This is a genomic window from Pedobacter frigidisoli (assembly GCF_032678525.1).
Taxonomy (GTDB): Bacteria; Bacteroidota; Bacteroidia; order Sphingobacteriales; family Sphingobacteriaceae; genus Pedobacter; species Pedobacter frigidisoli_A.
In genome coordinates, this window is sequence record NZ_JAVTSE010000002.1 from 238,579 (window position 1) to 264,623 (window position 26,045).

General features: G+C 41.1%; 20 protein-coding genes and 2 tRNA genes. 10 read left to right on the plus strand and 12 right to left on the minus strand.

Annotated features, from left to right (window positions below; genetic code table 11):
* The first annotated feature begins 244 nt into the window (after nucleotides 1–244).
* Nucleotides 245–562 carry a carboxypeptidase regulatory-like domain-containing protein gene (locus R2Q80_RS06040; protein WP_316798740.1) on the plus strand — a complete coding sequence of 106 codons (318 nt, stop codon included), beginning with the start codon at nucleotides 245–247 and terminating at the stop codon, nucleotides 560–562.
* A 210-nt stretch (nucleotides 563–772) separates the two neighbouring features.
* Nucleotides 773–3,610 carry a carbamoyl-phosphate synthase large subunit gene (gene carB, locus R2Q80_RS06045; RefSeq protein ID WP_316798741.1) on the plus strand — a complete coding sequence of 946 codons (2,838 nt, stop codon included), beginning with the start codon at nucleotides 773–775 and terminating at the stop codon, nucleotides 3,608–3,610.
* 101 nt (nucleotides 3,611–3,711) lie between these two features.
* On the opposite strand, the gene R2Q80_RS06050 is transcribed toward carB, so the two are convergent.
* The 3 genes from R2Q80_RS06050 to R2Q80_RS06060 all read right to left on the minus strand — a co-directional run bounded on the left by R2Q80_RS06050 (nucleotide 3,712) and on the right by R2Q80_RS06060 (nucleotide 8,052).
* Complete coding sequence (locus R2Q80_RS06050; RefSeq protein ID WP_316798742.1) at nucleotides 3,712–5,019, minus strand: M20/M25/M40 family metallo-hydrolase; 1,308 nt, start codon at nucleotides 5,017–5,019, stop codon at nucleotides 3,712–3,714.
* Nucleotides 5,020–5,028: 9 nt separating this feature from the next.
* Nucleotides 5,029–6,861, minus strand: coding sequence for a M61 family metallopeptidase (locus R2Q80_RS06055; protein WP_316798743.1), 1,833 nt, complete (start codon nucleotides 6,859–6,861; stop codon nucleotides 5,029–5,031).
* A 66-nt stretch (nucleotides 6,862–6,927) separates the two neighbouring features.
* Nucleotides 6,928–8,052 (minus strand): DUF4407 domain-containing protein, encoded by a 1,125-nt coding sequence (locus tag R2Q80_RS06060; protein ID WP_316798744.1) that lies wholly within the window; start codon nucleotides 8,050–8,052, stop codon nucleotides 6,928–6,930.
* A 128-nt stretch (nucleotides 8,053–8,180) separates the two neighbouring features.
* Here R2Q80_RS06060 and R2Q80_RS06065 point away from each other — a divergent pair, with 128 nt between their 5' ends.
* Nucleotides 8,181–8,498 carry a rhodanese-like domain-containing protein gene (locus R2Q80_RS06065; RefSeq protein WP_047800145.1) on the plus strand — a complete coding sequence of 106 codons (318 nt, stop codon included), beginning with the start codon at nucleotides 8,181–8,183 and terminating at the stop codon, nucleotides 8,496–8,498.
* 110 nt (nucleotides 8,499–8,608) lie between these two features.
* Entirely contained in the window at nucleotides 8,609–8,806 is a 198-nt protein-coding gene (locus R2Q80_RS06070) for a DUF6358 family protein (protein WP_047800144.1), read from the plus strand.
* On the opposite strand, the gene R2Q80_RS06075 is transcribed toward R2Q80_RS06070, so the two are convergent.
* Complete coding sequence (locus R2Q80_RS06075) at nucleotides 8,784–9,815, minus strand: dipeptide epimerase (RefSeq protein ID WP_316798745.1); 1,032 nt, start codon at nucleotides 9,813–9,815, stop codon at nucleotides 8,784–8,786. The two genes, R2Q80_RS06070 and R2Q80_RS06075, sit on opposite strands and share 23 nt — an antisense overlap.
* Before the next feature lie 117 nt (nucleotides 9,816–9,932).
* On the opposite strand from R2Q80_RS06075, the gene R2Q80_RS06080 reads away from it, so the two are divergent.
* Together R2Q80_RS06080 and R2Q80_RS06085 are read left to right on the plus strand one after the other, a co-directional pair.
* Complete coding sequence (locus R2Q80_RS06080; RefSeq protein WP_316798746.1) at nucleotides 9,933–11,069, plus strand: hypothetical protein; 1,137 nt, start codon at nucleotides 9,933–9,935, stop codon at nucleotides 11,067–11,069.
* 155 nt (nucleotides 11,070–11,224) lie between these two features.
* Entirely contained in the window at nucleotides 11,225–12,190 is a 966-nt protein-coding gene (locus R2Q80_RS06085) for a hypothetical protein (protein WP_316798747.1), read from the plus strand.
* Here the strand turns inward: R2Q80_RS06085 and R2Q80_RS06090 are convergent, their stop codons facing one another.
* Genes R2Q80_RS06090 through R2Q80_RS06100 form a run of 3 tightly spaced genes read right to left on the minus strand, consistent with a single transcriptional unit; the run spans nucleotide 12,191 to nucleotide 15,303 of the window.
* The gene (locus tag R2Q80_RS06090; RefSeq protein WP_316798748.1) at nucleotides 12,191–12,805 is read right to left on the minus strand and encodes a rhomboid family intramembrane serine protease; all 615 of its coding nucleotides are present in this window, start codon (nucleotides 12,803–12,805) and stop codon (nucleotides 12,191–12,193) included.
* A gap of 4 nt (nucleotides 12,806–12,809) precedes the next feature.
* A complete protein-coding gene (locus R2Q80_RS06095; protein WP_316798749.1) occupies nucleotides 12,810–14,549 on the minus strand; it encodes a M14 family metallopeptidase in 1,740 nt (579 codons plus the stop codon).
* A 28-nt stretch (nucleotides 14,550–14,577) separates the two neighbouring features.
* The gene (locus R2Q80_RS06100) at nucleotides 14,578–15,303 is read right to left on the minus strand and encodes a hypothetical protein (RefSeq protein ID WP_316798750.1); all 726 of its coding nucleotides are present in this window, start codon (nucleotides 15,301–15,303) and stop codon (nucleotides 14,578–14,580) included.
* Between the two features lie 60 nt (nucleotides 15,304–15,363).
* Here R2Q80_RS06100 and pepT point away from each other — a divergent pair, with 60 nt between their 5' ends.
* The 3 genes from pepT (at nucleotide 15,364) to R2Q80_RS06115 (ending at nucleotide 19,396) form a co-directional block, all read left to right on the plus strand.
* The gene (gene pepT / locus R2Q80_RS06105; RefSeq protein ID WP_316798751.1) at nucleotides 15,364–16,623 is read left to right on the plus strand and encodes a peptidase T; all 1,260 of its coding nucleotides are present in this window, start codon (nucleotides 15,364–15,366) and stop codon (nucleotides 16,621–16,623) included.
* 26 nt (nucleotides 16,624–16,649) lie between these two features.
* The gene (locus R2Q80_RS06110; protein ID WP_316798752.1) at nucleotides 16,650–17,516 is read left to right on the plus strand and encodes an aldose 1-epimerase family protein; all 867 of its coding nucleotides are present in this window, start codon (nucleotides 16,650–16,652) and stop codon (nucleotides 17,514–17,516) included.
* 785 nt (nucleotides 17,517–18,301) lie between these two features.
* Nucleotides 18,302–19,396 carry an acyltransferase gene (locus R2Q80_RS06115; RefSeq protein ID WP_316798753.1) on the plus strand — a complete coding sequence of 365 codons (1,095 nt, stop codon included), beginning with the start codon at nucleotides 18,302–18,304 and terminating at the stop codon, nucleotides 19,394–19,396.
* Between the two features lie 225 nt (nucleotides 19,397–19,621).
* Here R2Q80_RS06115 and R2Q80_RS06120 read toward each other — a convergent pair.
* Nucleotides 19,622–19,766 (minus strand) — tRNA-Asp (locus R2Q80_RS06120).
* Between the two features lie 63 nt (nucleotides 19,767–19,829).
* Nucleotides 19,830–19,942 (minus strand) — tRNA-Asp (locus R2Q80_RS06125).
* Nucleotides 19,943–20,100: 158 nt separating this feature from the next.
* Between R2Q80_RS06125 and R2Q80_RS06130 the strand changes: the two genes are divergently transcribed.
* Nucleotides 20,101–20,577 carry an Lrp/AsnC ligand binding domain-containing protein gene (locus R2Q80_RS06130; RefSeq protein WP_047800134.1) on the plus strand — a complete coding sequence of 159 codons (477 nt, stop codon included), beginning with the start codon at nucleotides 20,101–20,103 and terminating at the stop codon, nucleotides 20,575–20,577.
* A 38-nt stretch (nucleotides 20,578–20,615) separates the two neighbouring features.
* Here R2Q80_RS06130 and feoB read toward each other — a convergent pair whose 3' ends face one another.
* From feoB to R2Q80_RS06145, 3 genes are all read right to left on the minus strand, one after another.
* Nucleotides 20,616–22,724: a ferrous iron transport protein B gene (gene feoB / locus R2Q80_RS06135; protein ID WP_316798754.1), complete on the minus strand. Its 2,109-nt coding sequence runs from the start codon at nucleotides 22,722–22,724 to the stop codon at nucleotides 20,616–20,618.
* Nucleotides 22,725–22,734: 10 nt separating this feature from the next.
* Entirely contained in the window at nucleotides 22,735–22,950 is a 216-nt protein-coding gene (locus R2Q80_RS06140; RefSeq protein ID WP_047800133.1) for a ferrous iron transport protein A, read from the minus strand.
* Between the two features lie 184 nt (nucleotides 22,951–23,134).
* Nucleotides 23,135–25,909, minus strand: coding sequence for a TonB-dependent receptor (locus tag R2Q80_RS06145; RefSeq protein WP_316798755.1), 2,775 nt, complete (start codon nucleotides 25,907–25,909; stop codon nucleotides 23,135–23,137).
* Between the last annotated feature and the right edge of the window lie 136 nt (nucleotides 25,910–26,045).

The following is a 26,045-nucleotide window of genomic DNA, read 5'->3' on the forward strand; positions in this document are numbered from 1 at the left end:
TGTTCTCCTTATTACAACATTATTGCCAATATTTCCTCCATCACAACTTCGTGACTTAAATCTGACGGGCTGTGGCACATTTTCAATTTCTTTTTAACAGTTATTAACGTTTCTAATGGCTTTTTAATGCGGTGAGGTAAAACGATGTACCAATTTAAGTACGATTAGTAATTTTAGTGTTCATTTTTTAAAACTATTCATACAGGATTGCGTTATAGGATGTACATCCTAATAAAATAATCTAATGAAAAAGATATGTGCAATATTATCGATCCTGATTGTGATGGCACTCGGCGCTATAGCATTCACTAACGCAAAGCTCGGTGGCATTACCGGTAAAATAAGCCCTGTTGATGGTGCTGCAACTGTTACACTTGTAGGAGGAACAGATACCTTAAAAGCTGATCTGCTACAAGGTGCCTTTGGTTTTTCAAATCTAAAAGAAGGTGTTTATACCATCACCATTAAAGCAAATGCGCCTTACAAAGATACCACAATAGAAAAAGTGGCCGTTAAAGATAGTGCGACAACCGATATGGGCGAAATCAAATTACAACAATAAGCCTTTCTACACAAAATAATTTCACTTAGAGGGTCTTTCAGGCCCTCTTTTTTATTTTAAAAAAATAGTCCCTAAATACCTTTTAAAGGTGTATCTTTGCATCCCGACAGAACAGTTGGGATTTTCTTATTTTCAAGGCAAAAAACCTCCTTGCTTCTTCACCTATAACAGGTCAAAACTTTAGAATTTTAATTTTTGTATTAAGCTATCATGCCTAAAGACACTTCCATTCGCTCAGTATTAATTATCGGATCAGGACCAATTATTATTGGACAAGCCTGCGAATTTGATTACTCGGGTTCTCAAGCGGCCCTTTCTTTAAAAGAAGAAGGAATCACCGTTTCTATCATCAACTCAAATCCGGCCACCATCATGACGGATAAGGTCATCGGCGATCATGTTTATCTTCGCCCGCTAACCGTTGATTCGATTGAGACTATTTTACAGGAGCACATTGCCTCTTCAGATTTACCAAGAATTGATGCTGTATTGCCTACCATGGGTGGACAAACTGCGTTAAACCTTTGTGTAGAAGCTTCCGAGCGTGGTGTTTGGGAAAAATATGGTGTTAAGGTAGTTGGTGTAGATGTTGCTGCGATCGAAAAAACTGAAAACCGCGAGGCTTTCCGCCAGTTAATGGTTGATATCGGTGTAGGAGTAGCGCCATCTAAAATTGCGAACTCCTTTTTAGAAGGTAAAGAAGCCGCTCAGGAAATCGGTTTTCCATTAGTAATCCGTCCATCATACACATTAGGTGGTTCTGGTGGTGGTTTTGTCCATAGAAAGGAAGAATTTGATGCCGCACTTAAACGCGGTTTAGAGGCATCTCCAACTCACGAGGTTTTGGTAGAACAGGCTGTTTTGGGTTGGAAAGAATATGAATTGGAATTATTAAGAGATAGCAATGATAACGTGATTATAATTTGCTCGATCGAAAACTTTGATCCAATGGGTATTCATACCGGAGATTCAATTACGGTTGCCCCGGCAATGACATTATCTGATCGTTGTTATCAGGAAATGCGAAATCAAGCCATCAAAATGATGCGTGCCATTGGAACTTTTGCAGGCGGTTGTAATGTACAGTTTTCAGTAAATCCTGTAAACGATGATATTATCGCAATCGAAATTAACCCACGTGTTTCACGTTCATCTGCACTTGCAAGTAAAGCAACAGGTTACCCGATTGCCAAAATCGCTGCTAAGCTAGCCATCGGCTACAACCTGGATGAAATTGAAAACCAGATTACCAAAACTACATCAGCTTACTTCGAACCTACTTTAGATTACGTTATCGTAAAAGTTCCCCGCTGGAACTTCGACAAATTTAAAGGTGCAAACAAAGAACTTGGTTTGCAGATGAAATCTGTAGGTGAGGTAATGGCAATTGGCCGCACATTCATCGAAGCTTTACAGAAAGCCTGTCAGAGTCTTGAAATTGGCCGTGCAGGTCTGGGTGCAGATGGTCGTCAGGTGCGTAACATCGAAGAAATTATGGACGGTTTGGAGCATGCTTCATGGAATCGCCTGTTTTTAATCAAAGATGCGATGGCAATGGGTGTTCCATTAGAGTCGATCCGCAAAGTAACCAAAATAGATAAATGGTTCTTAAACCAGATTCAGGAGCTTGTTGCTTTAGAAACTGAGTTAAAAAGATATTCATTAAATAATATTCCGCGTGATTTCTTCTTCACGCTAAAACAAAAAGGCTTCTCCGACGTGCAGATTGCCTGGCTGTTAGGTAACGTAACAGAAGATGATGTATACGACCGCAGAAAAGAATTAGGCATCCGCAGGGTTTACAAAATGGTTGATACCTGTGCGGCTGAATTCCCTGCACAAACGCCATACTATTATTCAACCTTCGAAGAAGAAAATGAATCCATCGCGTCTGACCGTAAAAAGGTAATCGTGCTAGGTTCTGGCCCGAACCGTATTGGTCAGGGTATCGAGTTCGATTACTCTTGTGTACACGGCCTGCTGGCTGCCAAAGAAACAGGGTTTGAAGCCATCATGGTTAACTGTAACCCTGAAACGGTTTCTACCGATTTCAATATGGCAGATAAGCTTTACTTTGAGCCGGTATTCTGGGAGCATGTTCGCGAAATTATCGACCTGGAAAAACCTGAAGGTGTTATCGTTCAGTTAGGTGGACAAACCGCCCTTAAAATGGCTGAAAAGTTAACCGAAAAAGGGATCAAAATCATTGGTACATCTTTCGAAAACATGGATATCGCTGAAGATCGTGGCCGTTTCTCAGACTTGTTAAAAGAGCTGAACATTCCATATCCAAAATATGGCGTAGCAGAAAATGCCGAAGAAGCAATTGTGGTTGCGAACGAAGTGGGTTATCCGGTATTGGTTCGTCCGAGTTATGTATTGGGTGGCCAGGGCATGAGTATTGTCATCAACGATGAAGACCTTGAAAAAGCGGTAGTGAAGTTATTAGGTGATTTACCTGGAAACCGCGTATTAATTGATCACTTTTTAGACAGGGCTGAAGAAGCTGAGTCTGATTCCATCTCTGATGGTGATGATGTTCACATTGTAGGGATGATGGAACACATCGAGCCCGCAGGGATCCACTCAGGAGACTCCTTCGCAGTACTGCCAACCTTTAGCTTACCTGAAACGGTAACCAAAGCAATGGAAGAATATTCGATCAAAATCGCAAAAGCTTTAAATGTAAGAGGTTTATTGAACATTCAGTTCGCCATTAAAGATGAGAAGGTTTATGTAATCGAAGCCAATCCAAGGGCATCCCGTACAGTTCCTTTTATTGCAAAAGCTTACGATGTTCCTTATATCAATATCGCAGCTAAAATTATGTTAGGGGTGGCAAAATTGAAAGATTTCACCATCGAACGTAAATTGCAGGGATATGCAATTAAAGAACCTGTATTCTCTTATGAGAAATTCCCTGAGGTGACAAAGGAATTAGGCCCTGAGATGAAATCAACTGGTGAAGCGATCCGTTTCATCAAAGATCTTGAAGACCCTTACTTCCGTAAGCTTTATAAAGACAAATCGATGTATTTAAGCAAGTAATCTGCTTAAAGATAATCTACAAATAGTAAAGGCCGGTGCAAATGCACCGGCCTTCTTTGTGTAATATACTTTCTGATATTAAATCCGTTTAGCCTAATCTGCTAGGGCTTTAACTTAGGGATTCTTGTTGGCGTATCGGTGCCGTTCACAATAGTAGTTGCACTCTTGGCAATAGCCTTTATGGTTGACAAAATATTCTCTACATCTAAAGAACTGTATTCATCCTTAACTGTATGGTATAATTTGTCAATATCAATTTTATCGGTGCTGATGGTGTGGGCAGGAACACCTAAGGCAGCTAATGTCGCATTATCGCTTCTGTAAAATAAGTTTTGCTCAGGATAAGGATCCGGATGGAAAGTGAATTCTGTTCCGGCAAGATTCTTTTGTAATATTTGTCCGAAGTCAGATCTTTCATACCCTGTTATAAAGGCTGTATTCTTGCCAAATTTCGAATCTTTACCAATCATTTCGATGTTGAACATCGCTACAACTTCATCGGGATTCAATTTTTCTGAAAAATACTTGGCACCAAAGCCACCAATCTCCTCTGCAGTGAAAGCAACAAAAATCAGTGTACGTTCATTATTTTTTTGTGCCTTATAATATCTGGCAAGGGCAATCATCGCCGTAGTACCCGATGCATCATCGTCGGCGCCATTTGCAATGCTATCTCCCTCTACGCTTTTCAATACACCCAGGTGATCATAGTGACCGGAGAAAACCACCAGCTCTTTTGCTTTCGACTTACCGGGAATCATTCCGGCAACATTAAAAAGCGGCATTTTTTTGATGCCCGCAGTAAACTCTGCATTGAAAGCAGTGGCAGACGGTGTTCCTAAAACGAAAACCTGAACAGCCTGCTTGCCAGGCTCCATATCTTTTGCATCAACCGTTCCGGCCCTGTTAAAACGTCCCTTATACCGGTTAAAATATTCAGTAAACTTTTCATCTACCAGAATCAATTGGTTTTTAGTCGAGCCCATTACCGCCCGGAGCTGTTCAACAAAAGGCTTTTCCGGATCAAACCTGATCACAGCAGTATTTGACTGGTTTAACGTTACTTTCTCTGCATTTACACCGATAGCAAAAATCTTTTCGGCCGGTATTGCCTGACCATCAATTTTTACACTGCTGCTTTGTGGCGTAATCTGATACTTGTAAAAGGTCTGACGGAAAGTCTTCTCGCCCGTTAAAGGTTTTAAACCGATCTGCTGAAATTCCGATTCGATGAAAGTTGCAGCCTTATCTATGCCGGGTGTAAACGTAGCGCGTCCCTGCATGTCATCAGCACTTAAAGTTTTAATCAGGTGATCCGTATATGCTCTAGTGATGATTTTATCAATATTTTGCGCCCTCAGCTGCAAACCCGCCATCCCGACAAGCGTAAATAGGAATAATTTTTTCATTGTTGTATGTTATTTTGATTTTATTTGCGAGTTTAACCAATTATCCCTGAAACTTTGCATAGCCGGTGTTAATGTTCCTCCGGTTTTCTCTATCGGTACGATTTCCAGCCCCGGGTCTTCGGCAAAAGTTAGCCTGGTTGATTTTGATTCACCACGATAAAGATAAGTAACATCAACAATGTCGCCGGGTTTGGAGTCTGCTGAAGCAGCGTTCAGGCTTGCCAGATCTTTAATTTCTTTGCCTCCTATTGTTAGGATCACATCATCAGCATCCAGTCCTGCCTGGTAAGCAGGAGAGCCCACTAAACTTTGCGGCAAACTTACTTTCCCACCTTCAACGCTTACCCGACCAAAGCCCGTATAGGCTTTACCCGGATTTGCTTTGCGCAAAACGAAACCCGCATTTAACAATAATTTTGCATAGTCGTTTTTTTCCGTACCGTAAATGTACCTGCCGAAAAAGTCTTTCGCAAAAGCGGAACTTTTTGTTAATTCACCAAGCGTTTTTTCCAGGTCGGGTACCGTATAAGCGATTTCAGGTTTGCCGTATGCTTTCCAAAGCGCCCTCATGTAATCATCGAGCGTAAGTTTGAATTCCGAGCGCAACCGAAGATCAAGCGCTAAAGCAGTGGCAGCACCATAAGTATAATAAGAAAGAAATATGTTATTTTTATTGGTCTGGTCTATTGCAACTCCTGCGTCGGCGAAAACAGCATACCGGCTTGCCTGGATCGGAGAATAGCCGTTGGCGCCGGGTGAATTGAGCACTGCATTTACCATTCCGTTGAAAGCCTGAACCGCATTGTCTACCGTCTTTAAGCCCGATCGCGTTAATAACAAACCACCATAATACTGTGTAAAACCTTCAGCCAGCCAAAGCTCATCACTGATATTGGAGTGTTCAAAGTTGAAGGGCTCCAAAGTTTTCGGCCGCAAACGTTCTACATTCCAGCTATGGAAATATTCGTGAGAAAAGGTGCCCAGCAAATTGCTTTCGTAGCCTGCTATTTTAGGTGTTCGCTGAACAATTGATGTCGAATTGCGATGTTCCATACCGTCTCCGGCATTTGCCGGATACACGTCATCAAGAAAGTAATAATGGCCATAATCGTAAACAGGAAATTCACCCCATACCGCGTAATGTTCTGCAACCATTTTCTTCAGCATTTCTGCATATTGGTTAATGGTTTCCTGACTATCATCGGAATGAGTAATCAAATGAATGGTCTGCACTTTTCCATCCTTATTTTTAACGTCCCAGATCGCAGTCTTATAATCAGCAATTTCTGTGGGGCTATCCATAAAATACTGGAGGTTGGCCGCATAAAAAGTATTGTTGCCCATTGGTTTAAGCTGTGTGGCTACCTTCCAGTTTTGTTTTTCATCATAATTGAACTTGACCAGGCGCGCACGTGCATCCAAACCAAGCGGAAAGGCAAATGTGGCAGGGATATTCATATGTGCATGGGTTTCATCGAAACCGGCATAGGTGCCATCAATCCAATTGCCAAATAAAGTGTAAGTCACTTTGACCGTACTGCCATGATCAGGAATTTCATAAACGTCGCCAGCTGGCTGCTTCAAGGCCAGAACCTTACCGTTTGGGTCAAATGCCTTAAAGTTGTATACATTTTTCCCGAATTCGTGTGTGGCATATCGCCCCGGAGAGGAGCGGCTCATCCTCACTTTTAAAGGGCCTGCCGGCACCCTCGGTATCACCATAGTAATTTCAGCCTCGTGGTGGATGGCATTTGGAAAGGAGACGGTGTAACTAATTTCATCCTGAGCAAAGCAGGCGAATGACAGCACGCTGAATAAAGCGGTGCCTAAAAATTTCTTCATGGAACTAAAATTACAAATAAATCAGGATACATTTCCATCATCCGGCACTCCGCAATTGTCTTACGCTTATTCTTCATCCCGGTTATAGCGTTCCAGATCGCGATACGCCTTTCCTTTAATGATTTCTTTCTGTTTGGTTGACTCCGAGTCTACCCTCGTTCCGTGGATTTGATCGGCAACCTCAAAATGAAAATCCTTATCTTTTTTAGACAGGTAAACCGAAACCTCATCCCCATCAGATAGGGCAAAATCGTATGGTCCGCGGGTACTCATCAGCTTGACGAAAACCGGTAAACATTCGAAGAAAATAAACAACAGGCCGATAAAAGTAACCGCAGTAGCCGTATTGTTATCACTTGAGCCATCTACGTTAAACTTCAACTGACCCAGCGCCCAGTTGCGGTCCGCAAACCCCGCCACATCGGCAAGGCTGTCGAGCTGTTTTTTGGTATACAACTTTTCATTAAACAGGCCATCAAATTCCTTGCGATTATCAACAAAGTTCTCTGATTTGGCAATACTGGCTTTTAATGAATCGAGCTCCGTTTCGCGTTGCTTAATTTCTGCTTCCTTACGTTTGGCATAAGGTCCATAGCCCATTACGCCTGAGGTTTCAGTCGTTTTATTGCCGAATATCTCAAAGTTAAGTTTTTGTCTGTCAGCCTTTATTCCCTTTTCCAGGGAGTCGCGCGTGGCTTTCTGTTGGTTTAAACGCCCAAATTCAACTTGGTATTTGTTTTCAAAGGCCTTATTTAAAGTATCAATTTTTGCCCGCTGTCCGTTCAGATAGCTCACCTTCAGGCGTTCCTTAATTTCCTTATCAAAAATCTTGAGCTCAATTGGCCTGGAGATCACCATACCAATCATAATTGCCAGTAGAATACGTGGCGTAGCCTGCAAAAGCTGCTTATTGGTACTGGCACTTTTATTAATGCTCGATACAATGTAGCGGTCCATGTTAAATATAGCGGCACCCCATAAAAAGCCGAAAACAATGGCAAATATTACAGCCAGATCGTCGCCCTTAAAAACGAAATACATGGCATATCCACCCGAAAGGGCAGCAAATAAACCTGTAAAAAAGATGGTAGCGCCAATGCCGGTATATTTATTCTGCTCTGTAGGATACTTTTCCAGTGTAGGGATATGTGCGCCAGAACAAAACCAGAAAAAACGGTTAAGTTTGTCCATTTTAAGAATTTATAGTTAAACGCCTAAGCATTAAAGTTGTTACAGTTTAACGCGAAATTATATGTCTTTTTTTTGATCATTTCCGTAAACTTGATTTTCCTATATTTGCATAAACACAAAAGATCAAAATGAAAGAGATATCGGTACAAGAACTAAAAGAGAAAATCGACAATAAAGAAGATTTTCAATTAATCGATGTTCGTGAAACATTCGAATATGAAGTTTCTAACCTGGATGGAGAGAATATTCCATTAGGTGGAATTTTAATTGAGGCTGATAAAGTTTCAAAAGACAAACCCGTAATTATTCAGTGCCGTAGTGGTAAAAGAAGTGCTGCTGCTGTGATGCAATTAGAAGCACAGTATGGCTACGACAATTTATATAACTTAAAAGGTGGAATTTTGGCGTGGCAGGAGGCTTTTGATCCGAACATGCCAGTGTACTAACTTTGAAGGAGTGAATTTTGATTGAGTGAATGTAGAAATCCATTCACTCAATCAATCATTCAAAATTCAATCCATTCTCCACTCCACCATTCTAAATTCAATTAAAAGTTTTGGGTAAAAAATTCGCTTTAAATATCTTTTATAACCTCGCCATCATCCTTTCTGTGCTAGGGGTAGTCTGGTGTTATAACAATGCTAAATACCTTCCCGGAGGTTTTTTAATTGGTGTAGCCTGCTGTTTATTTTATTTTAAATATCAGCTTACCAAAGACATCAGGAAATCTTTTAAAGGAAAAGATCCGAAGTAATCCCTTCGAGCCCTAAACCGGGGCTGTCATTCAGAATATACTTACCATTCTCAAAAACAGGATTGGCAAAAGGGTTATTGATGGTTAACCAGGGCCCGTCCAAATCTGCCCAGTTACATAATGGCGCCAGCGCCGCAGCCGCCAGCGTTGCGCAGCTCGTTTCACTCATACAGCCAATCAACACTTTCATACCAAAGGAACGGGCTTTTAGTATCATTTGATTTCCCTCATACATCCCACAGCTTTTCATCAGCTTAATGTTAATCCCATGATAAGCACCTTTCAAGCGCTCCATATCGCCCAAACGCTGCACGGCCTCATCTGCGAGTAAGGGAACCGGACTGCGATGTGTAAGCCAGGCATTCCCATCCAGATCATTTTTATCCATAGGCTGCTCTATCAAAACCACTCCCTGATCATGCAACCAGTAAATCAGGTCTATCGCCTTGATGCGGTCGCTCCAGCCTTGATTTGCATCAACATATAAAGGTACATTGGTCATGCTCCTGATGGTTTGGATAATTTCACGGTCGTTATCCCTACCCAGCTTTACCTTTATTACTTTGAAGTCTGCAGCATCCTTCAGTTTTTCCCTGATCACTTCAGGCGTGTCTATGCCTATGGTATAGGAAGTAACAGGCATTTTTGCAAGGTCAGCACCGTAAATTTCATAACATGGTTTGCGCTGTATTTTTCCATTAATATCGTTCAGCGCAATATCTATGGCGGCTTTTATAGCTGGCTGGCCTGGCGCAACAGTGTCCAGATAACTGATGATCTCATCAAAATTGAAAGGATATTTAAAAGGGCTTAAATCCACATTGCCTATAAAGGCTGCAGCGCTTTCGTAGCTCTCGCCCATATATGGAACCATAGATGCTTCCCCATAACCAATTACATCTTCATATTGAATTTTCAGCAGTATTAAAGGCGTACTCGTTCTGGTAAACTTTGAAATTGAAAAAGGATGTTTTAGAATCAATTCAAAAGGCTTGCAACTAATTTTCATATCTGATCGTCTAATAATAAAATCAAGGTGGTGATAGCCTTGCAAAAGTACAGTTAAAACCAATCAATGAATGAATAAATTGCACTATATTCATCCCTTGAATAAATTCGCTCAGCCATGAAAACGATTTCAAAACTCCGGTACTTTCTTTATTTATGCTACATCATTTTAGCCGGGTGTACCACGGGTAAAAATGCTTTGCAAAAAGGAGATTATGATGCTTCTGTAGCCAAAGCCGTAAGCCGTTTACAAAATTCACCAAAAAATGCAGAAGCCCAGCAGGTTTTAAAAACTGCTTACGAGTTTGCCATTCAGGATCACCTTCGCAAAATAGATGAAGCTAAATTATCCAACGATTTATTCAGATGGGAGCAGATCATGTACGATTATCAAAAACTCAACCAGCTGGCCGATGATATCAATACCTGCCCCGCGTGCTTAATCATTGTACCCAATCCGGCGAAATATATAAAAGAAGTTGCGGATAGCAGGTACAATGCTGCGGCGGCAAGATATAGTTCGGGAACAGGCTTCCTGAATGAAAACACACGGTTATCGGCTAAAAAAGCTTATTATGAATTTGAAAAAGTCCAAAACCTGCAACCCAATTACAAAGATGTAAAAGCTAAATTGGATGAGGCCTATTGGGCGGCTGTAACGCGCGTGGTGGTGCAACCTATCCTGGTAAACAGAGGGCCTTATAAATTAAGTGCCGACTACTTCCAGCAGCAGATTGATGGTTTTATAGGCAACTATTCCAGAAACAAATTTGTGATTTTTTATTCCGAAGACCAGGCAACCGATCAGAAAATTGTTCCGGACCAGGTACTGAGCCTGAATTTCGACGATTTTGTTGTTGGCCAGACCTACGTGAAAGAAAGGGTTGAAAAAATCAAACGCGACAGTGTGGTGATTGGCGAAACACGCGAGCGTAAACCCATTTATGGAACAGTGAAAGCAACGCTGAGCATATTTGATAAAAATATCTCTTCCTCCGGATTATTGGATATGACCATCATGGATTGGCAGAGCAAAAAAGTTATCCGCCAGCAAAAGTTTCCGGGAACCTATGTATGGAGGGATAGCTGGGCCAGCTACAAAGGCGACGACCGTGCTTTAGATAAAAATCAGCTGGTACTCACCAGAAGAAAAGAATCCCTGCCGCCGCCACCAAATGTGTTGTTCCTGGAATTCACAAAGCCTATTTACAGTCAGCTGGTCGACCAGATAGGCTACTTCTACAACAATTATTAAAATCAGACAGCCTAGCAATCCCCGCAGCGTTTTGATCTCGCTGCAGGGATTCAAAATAGCTTAGGCTATCGCCACAATAATTCCTTCGGTAATCCCAGCGTTAAAATAAATCATGCTTAACCTGCCCTAAAAATATAATAGCTAATATTGTACCGATGAATACCGGCTTATACAATCCCTTCCAAAAGTTTGATTTTTTATACAAAAAATGCTTCTTAAGCGGCAGTACTTTTAACACTCCTGTGATTCAGGCACCGCTGATACCAAAATGGCTGCTGGAGCAATCTGGTTTAACCGGCGAAGAGCAGATTCAGTTTCTGGATGAAAGTATCCGTTCCTACAATACACTTGTGATTCCGGTGAATAGCGAAGTGAATGAGCAGTTTATCAACCCGCTGGAAGAAAAGATGGAGCAGGCCTTCGCTAAAGGTTATGCAGCGGTTGCTGCGTTGCCTGAGCGTGATCTTTTCAACTGGATCGGGAAATTTCTATATGGCTTTGTGTATATCGAAATGCATTCTGCCTTACGAAATGAAATGACAGCCGACGGACTAAACATGTCGCAATCTCTGATGATGAAATTTGCCAACCTGAATTTCATGCTGCAAAGCCTCTATACCAGTATCGAATTTGAGCAATTTACCCCCTGGTCTATCACAGTAGTAAAACTGGAAAATACAGAAACCCCTTTTAGCTTCCGCGATGAAATCAATACACTGACCTTTTCACTAAAGTTTAAAGATTTTGGTATTGTTGCCTGCCTGCAAGACAACGGAACCAATAAGCGTTATCATCATCAGATCATTGAAGAGATTGCAGGAAAAGCGCTTACCGCCGAACAGTTTGAGGAACTTACAGCCAGATTTTACTATTCAGCCTACCTCTTTAACCGGTTGCCCGAATATACCTTTATGCCGGTTGAAGGCACTACCTATATTGAGGCCATGCCGCTGCGAGGAAATATGAGCAAACCGCTGTTTGATGTCTGGCAACACAAAGTTTACGCTCAGGTGTTGGAAAACTTCTGGAAACCATGGGGCTATGTTAAGTTCGAGATCATTAAAGATCCCGAAAACCCGATGAGCTTTTTCGAAAACCCTTGCCTGCCTGCCGCAGGATAACTATCGCCCGTTCATTATGGCAGCAATAAAATTCTGCAAAATACCAGGCACAAAGATGATGGTAAATATCAATCCTGTTAATGCCCCAAAAAAGTGAGCATCATGATTGATACCGTCTCGTGAGTTGCGGGAGGCATAGGCACAATAAATCAGATAAAGAAAGCCGAAAACAACAGCAGGTATCCCTATCGGAATGAACATGATGTAGAGTTTAGTCATCGGACTAAATAGGACGAAGCTAAAAAGCACCGCACTGATGGCACCCGATGCGCCGAGGCTATTATAATTAAAGTTTTCCCTGTGTCTGAAAATCGTAGGCAAATCACTCAATATTAAAGAAAGAAAATATAACAGTCCGAATTGCCAGCTACCCAGCAACCTTTCCAGCGTAAAGGCAAAAGCCACAAAAGTGAACATGTTGAAGAAAAGGTGCATCCAGTCTTTATGAATCAGCCCACTGGTAATGATTGTCCATACATTGCGGCCTCTCGAAACCGTGAAAGGATGCAGCATAAACTTGCCATAAAGCGATTGATCGTAAAACGCGTATAAACTGGTTACTATAGTAAAAACAAAAATCAGTGAGGCTACAGGAGCAATATTGAAGTATTCCATGGGTTTATTTTAAATCGAGTTTCACATCTGTTAACAAACGTGCAACCGGATATCTGTTGTGTGTTTTTTCGTAATAATCAGAATTTTTATAGACAAAATCAAGCTGAGCAGCACCATTTCCGGCAAATTCTTTATCTGTGGATTTCTTTGCTTCCAACCGGGCTTTCAAACCGGGATTGCTTTGAAGTAACTGAGCCGCTGTATCTTCAAATACATAAGCAGAATAATGTTCTTTCTGATCCAGAATGGAATCGAAAAAGTTCCAGTTAAAAAACGAATCTGTTGCCCGGGGCTCCAGCGTTTCCACAATATAACGGTTGGTAGATTGGTTTACATAAACCACAAAATCACCGGCATAGTACTGCAGCCTTTGTAAAACAGGACTCAGCTTTATGCCCGAATGCAGATAATGCCCCTCATAGGGCCTGGAACCGGTTTTCAGGTCAATGATATAATAGCTTTCAACCGGAATTTTCGAATCTGATTTCAACTCAAACAACTTCACATCGTTGAGCTTCAACAGATCTATCACTTTATCCCAGGCCTTGGGAATAATGTAGGCAACAGGCTTTTGGATGGTGATACCCGGTTCAAATTTATTCCATTCCTTAATGCTTTTAGTATAGGGTTTCGTCCGGTCGTAATACAAACGATCTGCTCCGCTTACCGCACTGGGTTTTTGTCCGTCTTCGTACCCTTTAAAAGAAATATCATTAACCTCCGACTTGTTCAGTTTCCAGTCTAAAGGAAAGTCCTTTTGCCTCGCCACATCCTCATCGGCTTTCTGTTTATTGGCGATAATCAATCTGGAATCGCGTTCTACGATATCAATATAGCTTTGTAATAGTTTATAGGTTGCATCCACACGCAAATCGTAAGATTTCAACATGTGCGTTTCGGGCATAAATCCAATGGTGTTGTGCAGGGTCGTGTAGCCTGTCGAATATCGTGGCGACTCGATAAAACCAGTGATTCCTGTTTCAGGGGTTTCGCCAATCGAATTTACGTAGGGAATCATCGGGTAGCCCATCTTGTCCATTGCGGCATACAAACCGGGAACCAATGTCTCGGTAAGGTATCCGGAGAGAATGGGATTTAACTTATCTTTCTGCGTCGGGATGAGCGTCATTACATACTGATAGTCGGCACCATTACTGGTATGGGTATCCACAAATATTTCCGGCTGCCAGGTATTGAAAATGTGTTGAAATGTGGCGGAATTCTTTGAATCTGTTTTGATAAAATCCCTGTTGAGGTCTAAATTTTTACTATTGCCCCTGAACCCATATGCCACCGGACCATTCTGGTTTGCCCGTGATGTCGCGGTTCGGTTAAAACTGCCGTCGATATTATAAAGCGGGATAATACAGATCACTACATCCTTAGGCAGTTTGTCGGCTTTTAATAAATCCCTGGCCAGCATCATCGATGCATCTATGCCTTCAGGCTCTCCGGGATGAATCCCGTTATTGATCAGCAAAATGCTCTTTTTGCTTTTCCGGAGACTGGCCGGATCAAAAACCTGACTGTTCGATAGAACCAACAGGTGCAAAGGCTTCCCAAAATCAGTTGTGCCATAGCTTAATAGTTTTGCTTTTGGATAAGATTTAGCGAGTTGTTTATAATAGCTTATTGCTGCATCATAAGTGGCAGTTTCTGTTTTCCCACTCTTTTCAAATGGTGTTTCTTGCGACAAAGCGTGAAGCGTGCAGAGAATCAGGCCCAGCATGAAAATATTTCTCATGCGGTAAATATAAGAATTGAGTTTACGATTAAAGGGTTTTACGGTAGGCTTTAATTGTACCAAACATGTATCTGAACCCTATCGTATAAGCATTGAAGATATCAGGCGAGTAGTTCTTGAACTTATTGCTGGGGTCATCATAACCATCCAGTCCTTCTCCAAAAGTATAGTTTGCCTGGGCATTTATGTTAATGATATAGCGCTGGTAACCATAGCCATCCGTGATAAAATAATTGAAACCCACGTTAATGGGTACATGCAGATTAACACTTTTATCTTTACCAGGAAAGGTATAGCCCGGATCATTAGAAAAACTTGGCCTCTGCCTCACTACATCGGTTACTTTGTTGTTGATGAAGCCCACGCCTAAACCAAAATATAACCCTCTTAAATTATATAAAAACTCACTTTTATCGTAATACACATACTCGCCCATCATCACCTTGGCATTAAAGGTAACGCTGGTATATTTCGTAATAAACTGCCTGTTGTAAGGATCTGTATGAATGTCCCCGCCCTGAACCATTCCGTACTGACCATCCAGGCCAAGCGTAACATAGGGGGTTAAATTGTACTCAAATACACCATAAGTGGTATAGCCTATACTTCCTTCGTAAACGTCGGTATAGGATTTATTTATTCCGCCGCCAAATCCATATGAATATTTAAAATAGTTAGATTGCGCAAACGTGAAATTGGCAACGAAAATGAAGGTCACGGGTAGGAAAGACTTTTTCAAACGGCTTAATATCATATCGTTTTTTTAACAAAAATAATATGTTTATTCAATATCTATAACTTTTACCTTTGAATTATGAACAAATACACCAGTTTTAACAACTCTTTAGCGCAGCGTTTTATAAAATATGCGAAGATCGACACACAGTCTGATCCTCAATCGCCAACTTGTCCATCTACAGAAAAACAGAAAAATCTGGGGAGGGTTTTAGTTCAGGAATTACAGGAAATGGGCATATCTGATGCAGAAATGAACAATAACGGCTATGTATATGGTACAATTCCCGCTAACAGCGATAAAAAATTACCGGTTATATTTTTCTGCTCCCATATGGATACCTCTCCTGATTGCAGCGGGGAAAATGTTAAACCGATTATTCATGACAATTATCAAGGCCACGATATCATCCTTCCGGATGACAACAAAATTGTTCTAAAATTGTCTGAACATAAAGACCTGCAGTATCAAATCGGAAACGATATCATTACAGCAAGTGGCACCACATTACTGGGTGCAGACAATAAGGCTGGCCTGGCTGAGATTATGGAAGCGGCCAGGTTTTTCATGGAAAACCCGGAGGTAAAACATGGTACAATCAAGGTGCTTTTTACGCCCGATGAAGAAATTGGTCGCGGCGTAGATCAGGTAAATTTGCAGAAACTTGGTGCTGATTTTGGCTATACCATTGACGGCGAAACCTTAGGCTCAATTGAAGATGAAACCTTCTCTGCCGATGGCGCATCCCTGATCATCCATGGGGTAAGCACACACCCGGGCTTTGCCAAAGGAAAAATGGAAAGTGCCATTAAAATTATTTCTGAAGTCATAGATACACTCCCGAAAGATACCTTAAGCCCTGAAACCACCAGTCAAAAGGAAGGCTTTATCCACCCTGTGAGTATTTCGGGGCAAGTGGAGCAGGCTGAAGCACATTTCATTATCAGGGATTTTACAGATGAAAAACTGAGGGCCCATGGAGATCATCTCAAAAGCACGGTAGAAACAGTAATGGCAAATTATCCAGGCTCGACTTATGAGCTTAAGATTTCCCCGCAATACCGAAACATGAAACAAATACTGGATCAGTATCCCAAAATTGTGGAATACGGAGTGGAGGCAATTGAGCGGGCAGGTGTTATAGCCAAAAAACAAAGTATCCGCGGCGGAACCGATGGCTCAAGATTATCTTTTATGGGCTTGCCCTGCCCAAACATCTTCGCTGGCGAACATGCCTTTCACAGTAAACAGGAATGGGTAAGTGTACAGGATATGGAAAAAGCCGTGCAAACTATTATCAATATTGCCTGTATATGGGAAGAGCGTGGTGAGTTTTAAATGGAATTTGTTATTTTTAGCACCTCATGATCACCATCGAAAACGATTACTTAAGGGTAAATCTGGCTGCCAAAGGCGCCGAACTACAAGGCCTTTTTAGCAAGGAAACAAATATCGAATACCTGTGGAATGCCGATTCTAAATACTGGGGAAAACACAGTCCAGTATTATTCCCTATTGTGGGCTCTTTAAAGAACGACAGCTTTATTTATAATGGGAAAAACTATGCATTGCCAAGGCATGGTTTTGCCAGGGATCATGTTTTTGACGTTGAAAAAATAAACCAATCCGAAGCAGTCTTTACCTTATCCCAATCGGAAGATACTTTAAAGATTTATCCCTTTTACTTTGAGTTACAACTGAGATACCGGTTAATTGACCGGAAGCTCAATTTAACTTATGAAGTAATCAATAACGGGACCGATGAGCTATTATTTTCTCTTGGAGCCCACCCTGCATTTGGGGTACCTAATACACCTGACACGACCTATAGCGATTATTATCTAGCCTTTAACAGCGATGATAAGTTAACCTATTGGGAACTTAACGATGGCCTGGTAGCTGATACCACAAGCAACATCGAGCTCAACGGTCATAAACTTGAACTTAGGCATGAACTCTTTTATAATGATGCTTTGGTTTTTAAAACACTGCAAAGTAACTGCATCAGCTTGCTGAATAGTAAAAATGACTTTGGCTTACATTTCCATTTTGAGGATTTTCCTTTCTTTGGCATCTGGGCAGCAAAGGATGCACCATTTGTTTGTCTCGAACCATGGTGTGGGGTTGCCGACAGTGTGAATCACAATCAGGACCTCCGCCACAAGGAAGGTATTATCAAATTAGACCCCAATCAAAAATGGTTGCGCTTCTGGGAAGTCGAGTGTTTCTAAAGTTCATATCTTAATTCAACTGCTTAAAAATCCAGGGCAAAATTGAACCTGTTTTCCAAGAGGGGAACAGGTATTTCACGTTTGTTTTTACCCAGTGCTTACCCAGTGCTTACCCAGTGCTCACCCAGTGGTTACCCAGTCGTGCATTGTTTAAGCTTTGGGTAAGGAATGGGTAATCTCTTGTTGATTTATGGGGAAGTATAAAAGCAATGTGCCTCATGAAATAAACGCTGGTGCAAAGAAGAATTGTCAGCTCCAGGTGCATCTCAGTATTTGGATAGCGGAAAATAGTTGAAACGAAAAAATTAATTTCTAACATTCGGGGAAACCTGGCCAATGGGAAGGCAAATGAAATAAATCCGGAATGTAGCAGATGCGGGTAAAAACCTGAATAGAGATCTTATACTTTTGAAAAAAAGATCAGTCGCCTGTTGGGATATTTCGGTTTGGATATTTTTTTACAGAAAAGATAATCCCTGATCGGGTGGTGATGGAGTATAGTTTAAATTAGAATTACTGATACAAAGGCCAGGGTATTTTTACCTTTTACTTTGAATAAGAATATAAAACACTTACTTTTAGATCGTTATAATTGAATCAACGGGACGATTTAGATTAAAACAAAGAAGCCTTTCCAAAAGAAAGGCTTTTTATATAGTAAAACTTTTGAAATATCATCTTGACCCTGCTTGATTTTGGTTTGTAACAACAATACTCCATTCCTCAAATAATCTTTGCATTTTTTTTATCCTTGCCGTAAAGCCATAAAACGGCTCAACCTACTGATGAACACGATCTCCTATCGCACCAATGATACGAGGCAACACTTTGCCGTTCTTGATGGTTTACGTGGTGTAGCGGCCTTGTCTGTTGTCATCTTCCATTTTATGGAAATTATTTTTACCGACTGGACACAAAACTTCATTGGCCATGGTTTTCTGGGTGTAGATTTCTTTTTCTGTCTCTCGGGCTTTGTAATCGGGTACGCTTATGACAACAGAATGGAAAAGCTTGGAATAACAGAATTTTTCAAAGCGAGGGTCATCAGGCTGCATCCGCTGGTAGTTGTTGGATCAGTTTTAGGGCTTTTGACATTTTTATTTGATCCTTTTTCTACTGCAGCTTCAGGTTATGGCCTCGGCCGGATCATAATCCTTTTTATCAGTTCATTATTATTGATTCCTTTTCCTGTGATGGAAGACCGTGCATTTAATCTATTTGGATTAAACGCCCCGTCATGGTCTCTTTTCTGGGAGTATATTGCCAATATTTTATATGCTTTTATTCTTTGCCGCTTGTCCAGAAAATACCTGACCGGTCTGTTCATCATCGCAACAATAGTCCTGTTTTACGTAAGCTACACTACGGGCTCACTGATGGGTGGCTGGAGTGGTGCTACCTTCTGGGAAGGTGGAGCCAGAATTTTTTATTCTTTCCTGGCCGGGTTATTAGTATACCGTTCGTCATGGATCATCAAAAACAAACTGGGCTTTATTGTACCAGCCATCCTTTTATTCCTTGCCTTTATCATGCCGTTTATTTCAATCAGCTGGATTACGGAAACGCTGGTGGTGTTCCTTTACTTTCCGTTTCTGGTTGCACTTGGAGCAGGTACGGATGTATCGGAAGGTATAAAAAAATGCTGCAACCTGATTGGTAAAATTTCCTATCCGCTTTATATGACGCATTATGGAGCATTATGGATATTCGGAAATTATTACAATACCTATAAACCAAAAGGTAACGACCTGGTGCTGATTGTGGCTATTTCCGTAATCCTCCTGGCGCTAATCGCCTATCTGATGATGATATGGGTAGATCAACCACTCAGGAAATACCTGCAAAAAAGATGGTTATGTACTGAAACTAAGAATATTTAATTTTTTTAAAAAAATTAAAAACAATTCAAACCGGCTTGCGTTTAGTATATAGTTTGTTTGGTTTAGTTTTATCGGTGGATACTTATAAGACATTCATTTTAGCCTCATAGAGATATGGGGCTTTCTCATTTTTAAACATTTCTGTTTCCGCAAAATGGCCTGAAAATAAAAAGAGCAACCTATCCAGGATTGCTCAATTAACTAACTTATTATTCATAAAAAATGCTGTTGGGGAAGGAGTCGAACCTTCAAGGGGTAGTTAGCTACAGTTCAAAAAATTAATTTGTGGTCAACCCAATAAACTGCGTTTGTCCCATTATTCCCCACCACCGAGACAAGGAGGCGTGTCTGCCAATTTCACCACCCAACATTTCAAATTAACAGTTTACAATCAGTTTTCATTTAAAATTAAAACGTACATTGTCAACTGCAATGGCTGTAGGGGAAGGAATCGAACCTCCAAGGAGTGGTTAGCCATTGCTGGTATTCCCATTATTCTCCGCCACCGAGACAAGGAGGTGTGTCTGCCTGTTTCACCACCCTACAGTATGTTAAGCAAATCTGTTAAAGAACGTTCCCTTTTTGTTAATTGCTTGATACAAATGTAAAGGAACTATAAATACCTTGCAAATATTTTAAACATTTAATTTTATTTTTATAATATTGATAAATATTCGTAAATTCGCTTATCATAATTCAAAAATATGCTGAAAAAAGACAATTCCAATTTAGAAATTGACAACCTGGATATCGATATATTAAAGCAATTGATGCAGGATGCCACAAAACCCTATACAGAAATAGCAAAAGATTTGATTGTTTCGGGCGGTACAATACACGTTAGAATGAAGAAACTGCAGGAAATGGGTATCATTAAAGGTTCGCATTTGATTATTGACCCCCAAAAAGCAGGTTATGATATCTGCGCTTTCCTGGGTATCTACTTAGAAAAAGGGATTCAATATAAAGATGCTGTTGCCCAGTTAAACAAAATCAAAGAAGTGGTTGAGTTGCATTATACCACCGGATCATACAGCATGTTTGCTAAAATTATCTGTCGCGATACCAATCACCTTCGCCATGTACTCAATGAAGAGATTCAGGCGGTAAACGGAATTCAACGCACAGAAACCTTAATTTCTCTGGAAGAAAGCATTAAAAGGCAAATTGAGCTGGGCTAAATAAATCCTTAAGGAATTCACAAATGATGCTATGATGCCTACTTCAATAACTGATATGCAATTAATGCGGAGAAGTAGGCCATGGCTGTCATGTAAACGATCTGGATAACAGGCCATTTCCAACCTTTGGTCTCCCGGTATACAATGGCTACCGTACTCATGCATTGCATAGCAAAAGCATAAAACAACATCAGTGATATTCCTGTTGCGAACGTATACACCGGTAAGCCTGTTCCTGAGTGAACAGAGGCCGACATGCGCTCGCGGATGGTTGAGGTGTCTTCATCACCACCATCAACGCTATAAATGGTCGCCATGGTGCCTACAAAGGCTTCACGGGCAGCAAATGAGGTAATTAAACCAATCCCGATTTTCCAGTCGTAGCCCAAAGGGCGAATGGCAGGCTCGATCCACTGACCCAGTATACCTACATAGGAGTTTTCTAATTTTTCAGTAGCAATCAGAGTATTGATATGGTCTGTGTTCCTGGTGGTGTCGGCTAATGCACTTTCGTATTTCTTTTCAATATTTTCAAAACGGTTTCCGGGTCCGAAAGATGCCATCACCCAGAGGATAATGGATATCGCAATGATGACCTTACCAGCCTCGAAAACAAAAGTTTTCGACTTCTCGTACATGGTATAAAAAACGTTCTTCCAGCGTGGCATGCGGTAAACAGGAAGCTCCATAATAAAATAGGCACGCTCTTTGGTTTTAATGATGAACTTCATTATCCAGGCGACGAGAACTGCAGCAATTACGCCCACCAGATACATCACCATCAGGGCCAGCCCCTGCATGTTAAATATACCCCAAACGTTTTCAGAAGGAATAATTAATGAAATGATGAGGATATAAACAGGCAACCGCGCCGAACAGCTCACCAGTGGCGTTACCATGATGGTAATCATCCTGTCTTTCCAGTTTTCGATGTTACGGGCAGCCATAATGGAAGGTACTGCACAAGCTAAACCACCAATCATCGGAACAACCGACTTCCCGCTCAGGCCAACTTTACTCATGATTTTATCCATCATGAAGGTCACCCGAGCCATATAACCGGTATCTTCCAGGATGGAAATAAATGCAAACAATATGGCGATCTGGGGAATAAATACGAAGATTCCCCCTAACCCGGCGATCACTCCATCCAGAACTAAATCCGTTAGCATACCTGCAGGCAGATATTCGTGACCCAGATTGGTAATGTAACCAAAGCTGCTTTCTATCAGATCCATAGGATAGGATGACCAGGCAAAAATGGCGTTAAATATAACAAAGAGAATGAGTAAAAATATGGCAAAACCCCAGATTTTGTGGGTTAAAACACCATCCAGCTTATCACTGAATACAAACTTCTTGGCTGTTCCACTATCCGATACCACACCCGACAGTATGGAAGAAAGGTGTTTATAACGGGCTATGGTTTCTGCAGCCTGAATCTTTGAGGATTCAAAGTGATGCGACTGCTCAATATCCTCAATTTCCTGCTGTTCCTGATCCGTAAAGAATGTCAGATATTCATGCTGATGCAAAACCTGTAAGGCATAATAATCATTATCTGAATTCAGCTTTGATTTAATGGCGTTAATTGCAGCGGGTGCTAAGCTGCTTACATCAACATCCTGAAACTGGGTAGCAATTTTATTGGCGTTACAAATGGCTTGTTTCAAGGTATCCATGCCGGTGTTATTTCTGGCAGATATAGATACCACCTGAACGCCCAGCTTCCCGGCTAACTTATCCAGATCAACTTCTATGCCCTGTTTCTCTGCCAGGTCGATCATATTCAAGGCCAGTATCATCGGAATTCCAAGATCGGCAACCTGCGAGTATAACAGCATGTTGCGCTTCAGGTTTGATGCATCTACAACCAGGACAATAAGATCGGGGTGACTGCTGTTCTGTTCATCAGCCAATACCTGAAAAACGATACTTTCATCACTGCTTTTCGGATAGAGACTATAAGTTCCGGGTAAATCAATTATTTCAGCGTCCTTGCCATTAACAAGCTTCATATAGCCTGTCTTTTTATCGACAGTAATACCCGGGAAATTTCCTATTTTCTGATTTAACCCTGTTAAACGATTAAAAAGGGTAGACTTACCTGTATTGGGATTACCAACTAATGCGACTTTAATATCCAAACCAGCTTATTTATTGTATGATAATTACCTCAGCTTCGCTTTTACGTAAACAAAGCTGATAACCTGCCACACGAATCGCCATTGGATCACCAAGTGGAGCAAAACGTTCCACCTCCACAACTTCGCCAGGCAAACAACCCATTTCCATGAGTTTAACCGACATGTCAAGATCTGTGAAGGCCACTATTGTCCCTTTTTCCCCTACTTTTAGATGCGATAGTTTCATCTGATGCCTTTGATTTAATGAACATTTTAACAGCAGATCCGATACAGTTATCGGGTTCTGCTGATCCATGTGCTGATTGGGCGCAAGTTAGCCTTTCTTTAGATTTATTCCAAATAAGAGCACTCTTTCAGTAGCCAAATTTCGGTAAATTTTACTTAAAAAGGTTGATATCACCTATAATTTTCTAGTTTCTCGATCTGCCGCCGCCGAAGCCGCCACCACCAAATCCACGGTCTCTTCCCCCGCCTTCCTGATTGCCCCTGATCATATTCCGACCGCCCATTCTATTTAAGGAGTAAGTAAAAGAAAACATAAAGTAACGCTTTAAAACATTAAAACTTTCATCACGGATGGTATTGTTGTTTGCCGTTCGACTCACACCCTGATTTTCGTTTAATAAGTCGTTCACCGCAGCTTTGAAAGTACCCCGGTTTTTGAAAAGCTGTTTACTGATGAAAGAGTTAATGAGTGTGAAATGCGTATCAAAATCTGCTCCTCTTCCGGTATTCTGATTGTAATCGGCATCAACCGACCATCGGATGTCCCCCGGAAAAAGATAACTTACACTTACGTTGGGACTAAAAGTATAATATCGGGTATTGGAATTTGGCTGTACTGAGTAGGTTGCACGGTTTACAGATCCGTTCACACCTGCAGTTAAGTCGAGTTTCTCCAGATTGGAAACCAAACGGTAACCGTTAGTAACCGACCAGCTGTTGGTGATGTTCTTTAGCGAGTTCGTGAAATTCACATCCCGATCGTAATTTCCCCCAATATTAATGTGAAAGTTAAGTTTGTTTTCTTGCATAATGGGTAAGCTCAGGGAGGAGGTAATATTCCCTGAATAAACGCCGTTCACATTAACCGGAAGAATGGCCAGCTTACCCTGATCGTCGCCACTTTGAATCAGGCTGCTGCTGTTTGCAATACGGTTGGAGGTTTGTGTAAGGTTCAGGTTGACAAACAGGGACCGGTTTTTACCGGCGGTAAAAGTATTGTAGGCTACCCTAAGCGTGTTATTAAATTCAGGTTTCAGATCGGGATTACCAACGGGAATACTCTGTGTATTGGTGTTATTAGGAATAGGCTGCAACTGCTGTATGGTTGGCTGATTCGTAGTTCCCCTGTAATTGAATACCAGTCGTTTGCTATTGCTGAAATTATACCGGAACATGGCAGAAGGCGTGTAGTTGAATACATTTTGCCTGAGTACGTAACCCCGGCTGATATTGTTATTGGTCCGGTCGGTGTTCTGCACGGCTATACCCACATTCCAGTTATATTTTTTTTCGTTGGTGTTGAAGCTAAACCCGGCATTATTAGTCAATATGGTATTTTCATAGACGTTACTGTAAGTCTGATCAAGCAGATCATATTGTAGCGTAGCCGGATTGTAATTATAGGTGTAGCGATCGGAGGTATTGTGGTTATAACCATTCTGATAGTTGAACTCCAGACTTAAAGTTTTACTGATCGGTTCTGTATACACCAATCTGGTATTCTGGCTCAGTGATTCACTTTCCTGATCATTAAACTGATTGGTTATTTTTGGTGTGATGACATTACCACTGTCAATCCTGGTCTCCGGATTATTATTGTAATTTTCTGAATCATTATTATTGATGTTGGTACTCAGGTTTAGCGATAAAGTCCGGCCACGTCTCATGAATTTTTTACGCAGCAGGATATTATTGCTGATGGATGGGGCGGTACTATGATTCGTTAAGGTTTGTGAGCCGTCAATCATGTACCGCTTATAATCGCGGTTATAGCGGCTAATGTTCAGGCTTTCATTATTGGTATAGCTTAGGTTGGGTTGAATACGCAGAGAGGTTAAAGAATCCAGTTTGGTATCGACCATAAAATTTAAGCGGTGATTTAACCGATCAGAGGTATTCACTTGTTTGTTGTCGAAGATAGTGGTTACATTTCCCAGGAGATTTTGGGTAACACTGTTTCGTTCGATCAGATTATCTGATTTATTTACAAAGTAGCTAAAGTTAACCTCGGTTTGATCGGCATAAACATCCACAAAGTTAATTCCGCCAGCTTTGGTATCCGTGATACCGCCACGGCCTCCATTATTTCCACCATTGCCACCGCCGAGGCCGCCGCCAAAATTCTGTTTATTTACATTGTTAAATTGTGCGACTACACTGATTTTACGGTCCTGATTAAAACGATTCATGTTGGCATTAATATCATAGCGGTCATCTGAGCCATAACCCGCTGTCGAATTCCCGAAATAGCCATTCTTGCGGTCCTTCCTGGTGGTGATGTTGATGATTTTAGTACGCGAACCGTCATCAATCCCTGTAAATTGTGCCTGATCTGATAGCTCATCAATGATCTGGATTTTATCGATCATATCAGCAGGGAGATTTTTAGTGGCAAGCAAAGGGTCATTACTAAAAAATTCCTTCCCATCTACCCTCACTTTGGTAATGGTTTCCCCTTGTGCTTTTATTGCGCCCGCCTTATCCACCTCAACCCCCGGCAGCTTTTTCAATAAATCTTCTACTACAGCATTTTCAATAACTTTAAAAGAACTTGCATTAAATTCGAGTGTGTCTTTCTTGACCACAATAGGCGGTATTTCCGCTTTGATTTCGACTGTCTGTAAATCGATAGCTGCCCCTTCGAGCACCACATCCCCCAATTCAATATCAGTTTTATCAGCAGAAATAGTGAAATCCTTGGTGGTATTTTTTAATCCGAGAAAAGCAGCATACAGGCGATAAGTACCTGGCTTTAACCCTTTGTATATAAATTTTCCATCTTCACCAGTACTCATCGCACCAACGGTTACAGAATCTGAAAGATTCTTAATGGCAATTGATGCGTAATCAATTGGTTTTTTGTCTTTTGACTGAATGACCCGGCCGCTTACATTACCTGTTTTTTGAGCGTAGGCAAATGCAGAACATAAAATAAGTATAAGCGTAAAAATTCTCCTCATCTGGTTAGCTTGCTGATTATTATTAAAGACTCACAGAAGGTTTAAAAGTTTATTCGCTTTAGGTAACAAATGAAATACATAAATGTCATTCATACATTTATAAAAATCAAAAAAAAAGGTCCTGATTTGTATCAGG